General features: G+C 65.2%; 5 protein-coding genes and 1 pseudogene. 1 reads left to right on the top strand and 5 read right to left on the bottom strand.

What is annotated here, in order from left to right:
- Positions 1-203, top strand: a pseudogene (locus tag AB4Z11_RS07665) (peptidase S11); the annotation flags it as partial.
- 6 nt (positions 204-209) lie between these two features.
- Here AB4Z11_RS07665 and recD read toward each other — a convergent pair.
- The 5 genes from recD to AB4Z11_RS07640 all read right to left on the bottom strand — a co-directional run.
- Positions 210-2,288: an exodeoxyribonuclease V subunit alpha gene (gene recD, locus AB4Z11_RS07660; protein WP_442024048.1), complete on the bottom strand. Its 2,079-nt coding sequence runs from the start codon at positions 2,286-2,288 to the stop codon at positions 210-212.
- The gene (gene recB / locus AB4Z11_RS07655) at positions 2,278-5,964 is read right to left on the bottom strand and encodes an exodeoxyribonuclease V subunit beta (protein ID WP_442024046.1); all 3,687 of its coding nucleotides are present in this window, start codon (positions 5,962-5,964) and stop codon (positions 2,278-2,280) included. The genes recD and recB overlap by 11 nt, the downstream gene beginning before the upstream one ends.
- Positions 5,961-9,548 (bottom strand): exodeoxyribonuclease V subunit gamma, encoded by a 3,588-nt coding sequence (gene recC / locus AB4Z11_RS07650; RefSeq protein ID WP_442024044.1) that lies wholly within the window; start codon positions 9,546-9,548, stop codon positions 5,961-5,963. Before recC ends, recB begins: the two co-directional genes overlap by 4 nt.
- A 42-nt stretch (positions 9,549-9,590) precedes the next feature.
- Complete coding sequence (locus AB4Z11_RS07645; protein WP_442024042.1) at positions 9,591-12,644, bottom strand: CHASE domain-containing protein; 3,054 nt, start codon at positions 12,642-12,644, stop codon at positions 9,591-9,593.
- A gap of 128 nt (positions 12,645-12,772) precedes the next feature.
- The coding region (locus tag AB4Z11_RS07640) for a hypothetical protein (RefSeq protein WP_442024040.1) at positions 12,773-13,018 on the bottom strand (246 nt) is incomplete at its 5' end.

Below are 13,018 nucleotides of genomic sequence, written 5' to 3'. Positions count from 1 at the left end.
GCCTGATCATGCGCATCAAGACCGCCGGCCGCAACGCCACTCTGGTGCTGCTGAACGCGAAGGCCAATTCGGCGCGTCTGATGGATGCGCTGAATATCCGCCGCATGATCTCCGGCGACGACGAGCCGAAAGTCATGCGCGCGTCCAACAACGGCCGCAAGAAAGCGCCTGCCGGCAAGCCGCGCCACCGCCGCGCAGCCTGAACCACCCTATAGCAGCGTAGGGCGGATCATCGATCCGCCGATCAGCGCACGCAAACCGCTCGCGCGGTGCGTGCGCTGCCCGATCGCATCCGGCAGCACGCCGCCATTCGGCGTCACCAGCGTGAAGAACTCCCTGGCACGCGTGATCCCCGTATAAACCAGCTCACGCGCCAGCACGCTGCTCGCCTCGCGCGGCAGCACCAGCACGGTGTGTTTGAACTCGGAGCCCTGCGACTTGTGCACGGTCATGGCGAACGCCGTCTCCACATTGCGCAAGCGGGTCGCGAGCACACTGCGCACCTGCTCCCCGTCCGAGAACCAGACGCGTAGCGAACCGGCACGCTCAGGGTCGGGCAAGGTCAGGCCAATGTCACCGTTGTACACGCCGGTAGCGTAGTCATTCCGCGTGATCATCACGGGGCGGCCCACATACCACTCGCCGCGGCGGCGAATCAGCCGCGCCGACTCCAGCCTTTGCGCAATCGCCTCGTTAAGGCCGGACACGCCCCACTCGCCTTCGCGCACGGCACACAGCAGGCGGAAAGCTTCGAAGGCGCGCAGCACGTTCAGCACCCAGTCCTCATGCCTCTGCCCCGGCTGCGGACCGGCCTTCACCAGCTTCAGATAATCACGGTAGCCGTCGGCCGCCAGGCGCAGCACGTCTTCCTGCTGTGCACCGTCGGTCCAGGTCAGCTGGCCGCTGCCGTCGCTGCGCAGCACAGCGCGCGCGGCCTCGGTGTCGCCGTGGTTGACGGCCGTCGCCAATGCGCCAATCGGCCCGCTGAAACGGCGGCTCTGGCGCAGCATCACGGTTTGCTGGGCCAGCGCGCCGGCGTCGCCGTGGAAGGCTTCCGGAATGTGCTGGCCGGTTGCGGCTTCAAAGTAGGCCAGCGTGTTGGAGTTGTAGCCGCCGGACTGCGCGTCGTGACAGAGATCGCCCAGCACGGCGCCCGCCTCCACCGACGCCAGCTGGTCCTTGTCGCCCAGCAGGATCAGGCGCGCCTGCTTGGGCAGTGCATCCAGCAGGGCCGCCATCATCTCGAGGTGGACCATCGAGGCTTCATCGACAATCAGCACGTCGACGTCAAGCGGATTGCCGGCGTGGTGCTGGAAGCTGCGCGTGTCGGGTCGCGCGCCGAGCAGGCTATGCAAAGTGCGCGCGCCGCCCATCCGCGCGGCCAGCTCACGCAGCGGCAGCTGGCCGCCGACTTTGTCGGATAGCTGGTCCAGTGCGTGATCGATGGACTGCTTCAGCCGCGCGGCCGCCTTGCCGGTCGGCGCCGCCAGCGCCACGCGCAGACTGCCCGCCTTTTCGCCCGCCGTCGCAAACAGCAAGGCCAGCAGACGCGCTACGGTGTAGGTTTTGCCTGTGCCTGGGCCGCCTGTGATGACCGCCAGCTGGCCGCGCAGCGCAATGGCGCAAGCGATCTTCTGCCAATCCGCGCCCCCTTCGCGCGGCGCATGGTCGAACAGCACATCCAGCCAGGCGCGTACTTGGGCGGCATCCGGCGCCGCGTCCCCAGCCGCTCCGTGCGCATCGGACGGATTGGCGTCGCCCGGCCGCGCGGCGCCAGTATCGGCACTGGCGCGCGCCGCGCCGGGACGGATGACGTCCTGCGTCGGCGCACTTGCACCCGACAGGACGGGGGCGGTGCGTTCGCGGACGGCATTGGCGACGACGTTTTCGTCGCGCCAGTAGCGGCGYAGGTACAGGCGATTGGCGGCCAGCACCAATGGCTGGCCATCATCCGGCACGCCCGCGCCGCGCACCTGGCGGCATTGGTGCAGCACGCGGCTCCACACTGCGGGACTGTCCGGCAGCGGACCTGCCGCATCGCGCAGCGACGCCCACTCCTCCTCGCTCCAGCCCAGCATGGCCGACGGGTCGGCCAGATCCTCCAGCAGCAGACAGCTATGTCCCCTGCCCTCCAGTTCCGACAGCAGCAGACAAGCCAGCAGCAGCGGCGAAGAATTCGCAGCATCAAGCGACGCGATAAAGCGCGCAAACGCAGGCCCCAGCCGGCGCATCTTGCCCGCTTCGGTCAGCAGATCGGCCTGAGCCAGCAAAGGGTGGTCATTCATCATGTTCGAATTCCAGTGCACCGACCTCCTGCAGCAAGGCGTCCAGGCCATCCAGCAGTGCTGTATCGGGCGGCAGCAAATAACAGCCGCGCGTGGTCTGGTTGGCGACACCGCGCAGGAAGAWGAAAATCGCCCCGCCCAGCTGCCGCGCCGGATCGTAAGCCTCGCCCAGCCGCGCGCGCAGCAGACGATGCAGGGCCAGCATGTAAATCGCGCCCTGCACATCGTAGCGATGCTCCGCCATGCCATGCGCCAGCGCCGCCTTGTGGTAGGCCGCATCGCCGCCGCCCAGCGCATTCGATTTATAGTCCAGCACCCAGTAGCGGCCATCGTGCTCGAACACCAGGTCGCTGAATCCCTTCAGCATGCCGTGCAGCTGGCGTTCCGGCAGCGGCGGACGGGCGATGCCGTCCAGCAGATGCGCGCGGCACAGCCGATCCAGCGCCCCCGTCGCCAGGCGCTCGCTCGGGAACCAGAACTCCATCTCCGGCAGCACATGGCCGATGCCATCCAGCGCCGCACCCAGCGGCGGCAAGGTCGCGGTGGCGATGGCGCGAATCCAGGCAATCGCGTCTTCCTGGCGATTCGCCCAGCCCGCGTGCTCAATGCGGCGCGCGATGCGCTGACCGAACGATTCGGCGTGCACGCTATCGAAGCCTTCCTTGCCCAGCCACTCCAGCTGCTCGTGCAGGAAATTGCCGGGCATGGAGCCGCGTGGGAAGCGGTGCCATGGCGCATCCTCAATGCGGAACTGCGGCGTCGCCGCGTCATCACCTTCCAGCAGCTTCTCTTCGCTGGCGTCGCGCGGGACTGGCGGCAGTTCCGGCGCAGCGGCAGCAGGTCCGCTCGTGCGGCGCACCAGCGAGGTAAAGCTGCCCACCGCCCAGTCACGCTCAAATTCCGCGTCGAACATGCGCGGCGGCGGTAGCGGCGCCAGTTGCTCCACGCGGTTCAGATGGGTGACTTGTGTCGGCATCGCCAGCGTGCCAATGCCGATCGCGCTGCACTCGCCACGCAGCTCCTGCCAGCGCTCCAGCAGCAGTCCGCCCGGCATCGGCTCGCCGCCCGTCAGTAAATAACCCAGTGCCGAGTCGTGCAAGGTGTTCTCCCCGCCCTTGCGCGCCGGCAGCGCAGCCACGCCCAGCCACAGGAAATGGCGCGCGCGAGTCAGCGCCACATAAAGCAGGCGCAGGTCTTCCTCGATGCGGGCCGCGTCCGCGCGAGCCTGTGCCTCTTCGGACAAAGCCATGTCGATATGGCGCACACCGTGGCTGTCGGTGTATTCGAAGAACACGCGATTGCGCTTGTCGACCTTGCGTGCGGTGACGGCAAATGGCAGGTAGACCAGCGGGTATTCGAGACCTTTGGATTTGTGGACAGTGACCACTTTGACCAGTTCGGCGTCCGATTCCAGGCGCAGCACGCGCTCTTCGCCGCTCTCGGTTTCGTTCTCGATCTGTTCGGCCAGCCAGCGAATCAGCGCCTGCTCGCCATCCAGCTGGCGGCTCGCGGATTGCAGCAACTCCGCCAGGTGCAGCAGATTGGTCAGCCGGCGTTCACCGCCTGTCTCCGCCAGCAACGCGGCAGGCAAGCCCAGTTCGTGGATGAAGCGGCGCAGCATGGCCAGCACACCCTGGCGCTGCCAGACCACGTGCAGCGTCTTCAGCTGTTCGACGCGGCGCTCCCACGCCAGTTCATCCGACGAGAATTGCGCCAGTTCGGCCAGTGGCAGATTCGCCGTACGCGTCGCGAAAGCCGCCCGCGCCAGCGCGCCATCCAGCGGATTGGCGAGCGCCGACAGCCAGCGCAACACGTCCGCCGCTTCTTCGCTGGCCAGCACGGAGTCCTTGTCCGACAAATAAACGCTCGGCACACCGCGCCGCTGCAAGGCCTTGCGCACGGCCGCAGCTTCGCGGCGATCGCGCACGAGAATGGCAATGTCCGCAGGCTGCAGGCGTTTGAAACCTTCAGGACCGCGGAATCCAGCCTGCTCTTCATTGAGCAGACAAACGATATGCTCGGCGCAGTGCTGGGCGAAAAAATCGCGGTAGGCTTCGGCGCTCAGTTCTTCGGCTGTGCAAGACACGGTCAGCGCCTGCAACTCGCCGTCCACGCCTACCAGCACTTCGGCGCGCCCCTTCGCATCCACCGCGTCGAACGGCAGCGGGTTGCCTTCGCCATTGCGGAAGCGGAAGGCGCCGCGCGCAAAGCCCTGGCCGTCATTGGCGAGGCTTTCGGCGTGCAGGAAGACGCGATTTACCGCGTCCACCACCGCCGCTGTCGAGCGGAAGTTGGTGCCCAGCTGATAGTGGCGTCCCTCCGTTGCGCGGCGCGCGGACAGGTAGCTGTGAATGTCCGCGCCACGGAAACCGTAGATCGACTGCTTCGGGTCGCCAATCAGGAACAGGCCGAGCGTGCGGTCATTGTCGGCCACACGGTACAGCAGGTTGAAGATTTCGTACTGGCTCGGCGCCGTGTCCTGGAATTCGTCCACCAGCGCGACCGGATACTGCTCGGTGATGCGCTTGCGCAGTGCGGCGCCGTTCGCCCCCTGCAAGGCCAGGCGCAGGCGTTCCAGCATGTCAGCAAAGCCGAACTGGCGCTTCTGGCGCTTCAGTTCTTCCATGCGGCGATTGATGGTCGCGGCGGCGTGGCGGTACAGGGCGTGGCTCAGCGGCYGGATTTTGTTCAGCGCTTCGGCCAGCGGCGCGATGGCGTCAAAGTCGTCCGGAATCTCCGGCGCAAAGCCCTTGGCGCAGGCATCGGCGATGCCCTCGCGGGTCAGGCGGCGCCACGCCGTGTCGTTCAGGGCTGGCTGCACCTGCGCCGGATCGGCGGCCCAGTCGCGCAAGGCATTGAACCATTTAACAAGCGATTCCGGCTTCATCTTGGCGCCGTGGAAGCACTTGGGCTGGGAATCGCGATGGCCGGCAATCCAGCGTTCCATCCGGTCGGCGCGCTCGGTCCAGCCCTGTTTCAAGCTCGCCAGTGCTGCCTGCTGCTCGGCCTGGACGCGGCGCATCAGCTGCGCCAGCGGTTCCGGCGCGGCGCCTTGTACGGATTCGGGCCGGCGCGCGAGATCGCGCACGCTGCGTTCCAGCGCGTGCACGTCGGACCAGACGGTGAGCAGCGTGGAGAGCGGCTGTTCGGCCAGCGGATAGACTTGCTGGCGCCAGTAGTCGTGGGCCGCATCCTCGAACAGTGCGGCTTCGTCGCTGACCAGTTCTTCGTCAAACAGGCTGCCGCTGTCGAAGGCGTGCTCGCGCAGCATGCGCTGGCACCAGGCGTCGATGGTGAAGATCGCAGCTTCGTCCATCGTTTCGGCGGCCAGCTGCAGGCGATGCGCGGCTTGCTGGCGGGCGCTGTGGTCGGGATAGGATTCGAGCAGCGCGTCGAGGTAGCTGTCTTCCGTTTCGGACTGGCCGCGGAAATAAGCGGCGGCTTCGACCAGACGTTCGCGCACGCGATTGGACAGCTCGCGCGTGGCGGCGCGGGTGAAGGTCATCACCAGGATCTCGGACGGCAGCAGTGGGCGCAGGAAGCCTTCGTCGCCGCCATGTCCGAGCACCAGGCGAACGTACAGCGCGGCGATGGTCCAGGTCTTGCCGGTGCCGGCGCTGGCTTCGATGAGGCGCGAGCCATGCAGCGGGAAGGTCAAGGGCTTGAGTTGTTCGCTCATTGCTCGTCCTCGCCTTCGATTTTGGTGACCACGATGCCGGTTTCGAGCCAGTTGGCCAATGGTTCGTACAGCGCGCGGCTGACGTCTTCGAAATCCGGTTCCGCTTTCAACGCGGCGAATTCCGGCCACATACGGGCCAGGCAAAGATCCTGCACTTCGCCGGGCAGTTCGAAGCCACCGTCGTAGATTTGACGCGGGTCGCTGTCACCGATCATGGCCAGCGCGGTCTTGCAGGCAGTTGGCAGCGGGCGGTTCATGCCGTCGCGCCAGATGCGAACGATGTCGGAAAGGGTGTCCGCTGCCTGTTGCTGGTCGAGCGGCAGCATCGTCACGATGGCGTCACGCGCGACGAGGAAGCCGGTCACGGGCTGGCCTTGCGCGGCGGCGGCGAGCTGGCGCAGCCACATGGGGATGAGCTTTTCACCGTGGACGGCGCCGCCCTTATCCAGCACGCGGCTGGAGATTTGCATAAGCGATGCAATGCCCGCTGGGCCTTCACGCAGATGGTCGATCCAGTCTTCCAGCTGGAGGCCGGCCGGAGCCAGATCCAGAGCCAGCTTGGGCGCGGTCTTCGGATATTGTCCGTACAGCGAGAGCCAGGCGTAGCGCACAGGGACCAGGTCTTCCACCAGTTCATTACGCTTGCGCTCACCGATCAGACCAATCGGCAGCAGGCCTTCGCGCTGCAGCCGCTCGGCGCGCGCCGCGAGGCCGGATTTGACGTCCTCCAGCGCTTCCTCTTCACCCGCGGCGTCGAGCATGGCGTCTTCCAACTGGTAGCGTTCGAGTCCGGCCAGAGCGAATGGCTCTTCGTCCTCGCCGACCATCGCCGCGTCGCCGAAGATCACGCCAAGGCGCTGGCGGAAGAAGTATTTCACCGGCTGGCGCAGGAAGGCGGCCAGCATGTTCAGCTTCAGGCGGAAACCTTCTTCCAGCTCATATGGCGGCAGCTCGCCCGCGCTCGACCGATCCGCATGCCCGGTCTCGGCGCCGCCCGCGGGCACGGTGCCATGGCCCGACGCCGCACCGTCCAGCGGTGAGTGATCGTGCGACGCAGCGGCGGTCGGTGGTGCGGAGGCGCCGCTGGCCTGCGCGCCCAAGCCGACAGAGGCGGACGGCGCGGCGGGTCCGAGGGAGAGGGCAGCGGCAGACTGCGGCATGCTGATGGCGGTATGGGCGGCGCGCCATTCCGCGGCGTAGGTCAGCAGGCCATTCGATTCGAAGTAGCGGCGGCTGAAGGGCTGGAGCGCGTGCTCGGTGGTGCGCTCGGACAGGTCGAGCTGCCAGCCCGCGTGCAGGTAGTCGCACAGCTGCGAAACCAGCACCGACGGCGGCTGCTCGCTGTTGTCGCGGACGTTGCGTCCCACCCAGCTGATATACAGCTTGTCGCGCGCCGCCAGAACGGCTTCCAGCATGAGGTAGCGGTCGTCGTCGCGGCGCGAGCGGTCGCCGGGACGCGCCATGCCCGGCAGCGCGAGCAGATCGAAGTCCGCCCGCGAGGCACGGCGCGGGAAGTCGCCATCGTTCATGCCCAGCAGGCAGACCACGCGGAAAGGTACTGCGCGCATTGGCATCAGGGTACAGAACGTCACGCCGCCGGACACGAACTGATGCTCCAGCGACGGCTCGTCCAGCGTGCCAAGCCAGGCTTCGCGCAGCACGGCCAGCGGCACTTCTTCATCGAAACCCGCGCCCTCGCACGTCTCCAGCCATTTGTTCAGCGCATCACCCAGCTGCTTCAGGGTGAGCTTGTCGCCCTCCTCTTTCGCGTCGAAGAAGGAAGACAGCAGCAAGCGCGCCTGTTCCGCCCACTCAAACGGCGTGCGCGCCACGGCAAGCTGCGCGCGCCAGTACAGCAACGCCTCGATCAGCTGCGCCAGCGATCCCGCCAGCGCGGCATCCAGCCCGCCCACTTCGCCATACGGTTCGATGCCGTCAAAGCTCGCACCTTCGCCGCTGGCGTAGCCAAGCAGCATGCGGCGGATGCCGAAGATCCAGGCATTCTGTTCGCCCGCAGGCGCCAGGCCAAGTCCCGCGCGGTGCTCGCGATCCAGGCCCCAGCGCACGCCGGCGCCTTCGATCCACAGACCGAGCGTCGGCAAATCGTCGACGGTCAGGCCAAAGCGCGAGGCCAGCGCAGGCACGTCCAGCAGGTCGCGCACCTCGCTCTGGCGGCAGCGTTGCTGCGGCAGCCGCAGCAGCCACTCCAGCGCCACCAGCAGCGGATTTACGCTGCGGTCGTTCACATCGCCAATCTCAAACGGAATATGGCGCGGATCGTTGCGGCGGTGCTGGCCGAGCACCGCATGAATCGCGGCCGTGAAGACGTCAATATCCGGCACCATCACCACCACATCGCGCGGACGCAGCGACGGATCGGCCGCAAACATGGCCAGCAACTGGTCATGCAGCACTTCCACTTCGCGCTGCACGCTGTGCGCGATATGAAACTCGATGGAACGGTCGCTGGCGGCTGGCGGCGGCTCACCGCGCGCTGCCGGATGCTCATTCAGCGGCAGCAATTCACGCACGGCAGCCTGCAGCTGGCCGAGCAGCGATTCGCTGTCCTCGTCGCTGAACAGATCGACGCGCAGGTTGTCGCTGCGGCCCGAACTGGCAGCCGCCTCGTCGAATTCGTCCAGCATGCGGATGTAGTCGCGGCCCTGCCGTCCCCAGCCCGCCAGCAGCGGATGGCTGTGCGCGTGCAGCTCCTCCAGCGGAATCGCGCCAAGGTCGATGCCCTTGCGCTGCGGCTGGCGGCGATGCGCCGCGCGCAACAAGTCGCGGCCGTCGATGATGTCCCCCCAGTAGTATTTGCAGGGATTCGGCACCGCCAGCACCACCTGCGTAAAGCGCGCCAAGGTGGCCAGCGCCTGCAAGGTCTGATAGGGCAAGGCCGACACGCCGAACAGCACGATGCGGCGCGGCAGACGGCCCAGCGGCTGCGCTCCGCGTTCAACGGCGCGCACGAAAGTCTGGTGGACGCTGGCGCGGCCCAGTTCACGTTCATGCAGCGGCACGCTGTCGATCACCGCGCGCCACAAGGCCGCCTGCCAGCGCTGGTCTTCCGTCAACGGCTTCGTTTCGCCGCGCGCGGTGCGCAGCTGGTCGCGGCCGGCGGACCAGTCATCCAGCCAGTCCGCGCGATACACCTGATACTGGTCATACAGGTCGGCCAGACGCTCGGCGAGTTGCAGGCGGCGCTCCGGATCGCCGTCGCCCAGAAAATGGCGCAGCGGTGCAAAAGTATCGTCGCCCAGCAGGGACGGCAGAAGGCGCATCAGGCGCCAGGTCAGCGGCGATTTATCGAAGGCGGAAATGGGTGGGACCTGTTCGCGCCCCAGCATGCCACGGTAAGCGTCCCACAGGAAGCGCGCGGGCAAGGCCACGCGGGTGGCGGCGCAAATGCCGGTTTCCTCGGCCAGTGCAATCTTCAGCCATTCGGCTACACCGTTCGATTGCACCAGGATGATTTCCGGTTCCAGCGGGTCCAGCGGATGGCTGCGCAGCCATTCGAAGACGGCAGCGCGCAGCTGTTCGAGCTGGTTACCGTGCAGGATTAACAGGCCGGGGGTAATCGTCATCAGGTGCCGCAGTGGTTATCGAGCACACATTATATATGCCCGCTACCCCGGCACGTTGGCATTCAACTCCTGGCCGATATGCTCGCGCAGCTTTTCGAGCAGCGGCTGCATGCGGCCCACGATATCACGGGCTTTGGCGATATCGTCCTCCGGGTTCAGGTGCTCAAGTTGCAGGCACAAGTCGGCAAAACTCATCGCGCCAACCGCGCGGGCGGACGATTTGATGCGGTGGCCCAGTTCGGACAGACGCTTCTTGTCTTCCTGCTCCAGCGCGGCGCGCACTTCCACCAGGCCATCGCGCGCCGAGTCGAGGAACATATTGGCGTACTTGCGCATTTTCTCCGGCTTGTTACCAAAGGTCTGTGCCAGCATGCGCATATCGAGCAGTTCCTGCGAATTGTCGCGGTTTTCCACCGGTTCCGGCGACGCGAATTGCGCCGTCAGCGCCGCCTGATTCGGCGGCGGTGCGGCCTCCGCGGCGGGCGCAGTGGTGCTGCGCACCTGCGGCGTACGGCCTTCGGCGGCGCGCTGGCTCATCCACTTCGACAGCACGGAGAACAGCAGATTGGGTGCAATCGGCTTGGTAATGAATTCGTCCATACCCGCCGCCAGGCAGCGCGCCTGGTCCTCGCGGCCCGCATTGGCGGTCATCGCGATCACCAGCGTGCCGGACAGCTTGGGATGCGCGCGGATAATGCGCGTGGCTTCGTAGCCGTCCATCACCGGCATCTGCACGTCCATCAGCACGCAATCGAAGTGCTCCTTGAGCAGCAGGTCGATTGCTTCCTTGCCGTTGTTGGCGACGACCACGGTCGCGCCCGAATCCTCCAGCAGCTCCTGCCCCACCTGCTGGCTGAAGATATTGTCCTCCACCAGCAGAATCGACGCGCCGTGGATCGACGCCAGCACATCCGGCTGGATCGCGCTGGTATCGGTCGCTTGCAGCAGATGTGTACCTTTCTGCAGACGCGCGGTGAACCAGAAGGTTGAACCATGACCCGGTTCGCTTTCCACGCCGACCGTACCGCCCATCAATTCCGCCAGCTGCTTGCTGATGACCAGGCCAAGGCCTGTGCCTCCGTATTTGCGGGTGGTCGAGGTGTCGGCCTGGTGGAAAGACTGGAACAGCATCTGCACTTGCGCCGGCGTCATGCCGATGCCGTTATCCTGCACTTCGAAGCGCACCACCGTAGTGTTGTCGCGGTCTTCCACCGGACGGGCGCGGATATAAATGCGGCCATTTTCAGAGAACTTGATCGCATTGCTGACGAAGTTCAGCAGCACCTGTTCCAGGCGCAGCGGGTCGCCGCGCAACTGGTGCGACAGGCCCGGCCAGATTTCGAACACCAGCTCCAGATCTTTGCGCGAAGCCGATTCGCCCAGCTGGTTGGAGATATTGGTCAGCAGCGACTCCAGCGCGAAGTCCAGCACTTCCAGATCCAGCTTGCCTGCCTCGATTTTCGAGAAGTCCAGGATGTCGTTGATGATGCCCAGCAGATGCTGGCCGGAGTGATAGATCTTTTGCAGATAATCCTTCTGCTTCGGATTGGTGACCGACTTCAGCGCCAGGTGCGCCATGCCGATCACGGAATTCATCGGCGTGCGGATCTCGTGGCTCATATTGGACAGGAAATCGCTCTTCGCCTGATTCGCGGCCTGCGCCTGTTCCTTCAACTTATGCAGCTCGGTCACGTCGGTGGACAGCGCAATCACCACCGTGGTTTCCTGATCCAGGTGCACCGGCGCTTTCACCGTCCACAGATGATGAACCACGCCGTCGCGGTCCGTGTACTGGTCTTCGCCTGAGCGCTTCTGGCCATCCTGCAGCACGGTCCGGTCTTCGGCCCACGCCGCGTCAGCCAGGGACACCGGCATCACTTCGCGATCGTAGCGGCCAACGATTTCCTCCACCGGGTGGCCGATCACCTGCGCCATCTTGGCGTTGGCGTAGACGAAGCGGCGTTCCTGGTCCTTCATATAAACGTGGGCGTCGACGTTATCGAGCACACTGTCCAGCAGGCGGCGCTGTTCCTGCGCCTTGCGGCGCTGCGAGTAGAGGCTGAAGAAGTAACTGTAGATCAGCATCGTACCCACCGAGCCCGTGGTAAACGCCACCAGCGGCAACCAGCGATCGAAGCCGACCACCATATCGTCCTTGCGGGCGTAGAACTGGGCCTTCCACAGGCTGCCATTGAAATCGATCGGCAGCACGCTGACGAAGTAATCGCCCGGATCGCCCGGCAGCGCGGCCGGCTTGTCGATCGAGCCGTTGTCGTTGAACAGCAGGCGATCGTCCTTCTCGATTTGCAGGCGGCGCTTCTCGGGATCGGTGGACGCATCCGAATACAGGATCATGTGCACCTGGCGGTCGGCCATTTCGTCGATGGCGCCCTGCACCAGCTTCGACACGCCGAAGCCAATGCCCACCGAGCCCAGATATGCCGCGCGGCGGCTGGACACGTCATGCACCGGCATACCGCGCTTGTACACTGGCAGGCGCATGCCCAGGCCGATATGCGGGAGTGGCTGCTGCACCACCACTGGCTGGCCGGAGGCACTGACCTGGCCGGTGTCGCGCGACAGGTTCATGGCGCGGTCGATGGCCGGATTGGCAGTGATATCCACGCCGAATTTTTCCATCAGCATGCCCATCGGTTCCAGATAACTGAGCGGCGAATAATGCGCACGCTTGCCGCCCGGCTTGATGTCGAATTTGGGATAGCCGAGCGGGGTCAGACTTTTATCGGCGCGCACGGCGGCCACAAAAGCCACGCGGTCGGCATCTTCCACATTGGGCGCATAAGTGACCGCTTCGATTGCCGGGAAATGCTGCGGCATATCCAGGCTTTGCACGTATTGGCGGAATTGCAGGCGGCTCAGGTTATCCGTGGTCTGGAACAGCGCGACGAGGCCACGCACGACGTCCGAATACGACTTCACGCGCGCCGAGATGCTGTACTGCGTGGCGCGGGTCAGATTATCGAAACGCTGCTGCGCATCGTCTTCCACGCCTTTCGCGGCGGTGGCATAGAACGTCGCACCCATGATAAAAGCCAGCAGCAGGCCCAGCCCCCACAACAGGCTGCGTGTTGCCACCAAACCTTTACCCAGGTTCCCAAGTGTACGCATCAGGAATTGTTGAAGTGATCTTGCATTACAGCAGCWTACTATTAAAGCGGCCGGGAGCGGAACCTCTTCCACCTATATTAGCCCATGTTATACTTTTACCCATGACCCGAAAGTTCCTCTTCTTCGTAATGGCCATTGTGGTACTCCAGTTCAGCTGGACCGCAATCAGCGCTTATTGCGAACATGAGACGGGCCGCGCCGCGCAGCATTTCGGCCACCATCAGCACACCGCGCATGCTGACGACGTGGCAGACAAGTCCTCGCCACTCGCCAAAAAGCTCGCACCGCACGCCGATTGCGCATCCTGTGCACATATGACGCTTGCATTTGCCAAGGTGGAT

Source organism: Pseudoduganella sp. RAF53_2 (assembly GCF_052113985.1).
Classification (GTDB): domain Bacteria; phylum Pseudomonadota; class Gammaproteobacteria; order Burkholderiales; family Burkholderiaceae_D; genus Rugamonas.
Note: the sequence above shows the minus strand (reverse complement) of the source record. Positions and strands in the feature narration are given on the sequence as shown.

Excerpts from the sequence above, each read along its gene's own strand:
- recC (WP_442024044.1), bottom strand. The coding sequence starts at position 9,548 with ATGACGATTACCCCCGGCCTGTTAATCCTGCACGGTAACCAGCTCGAA.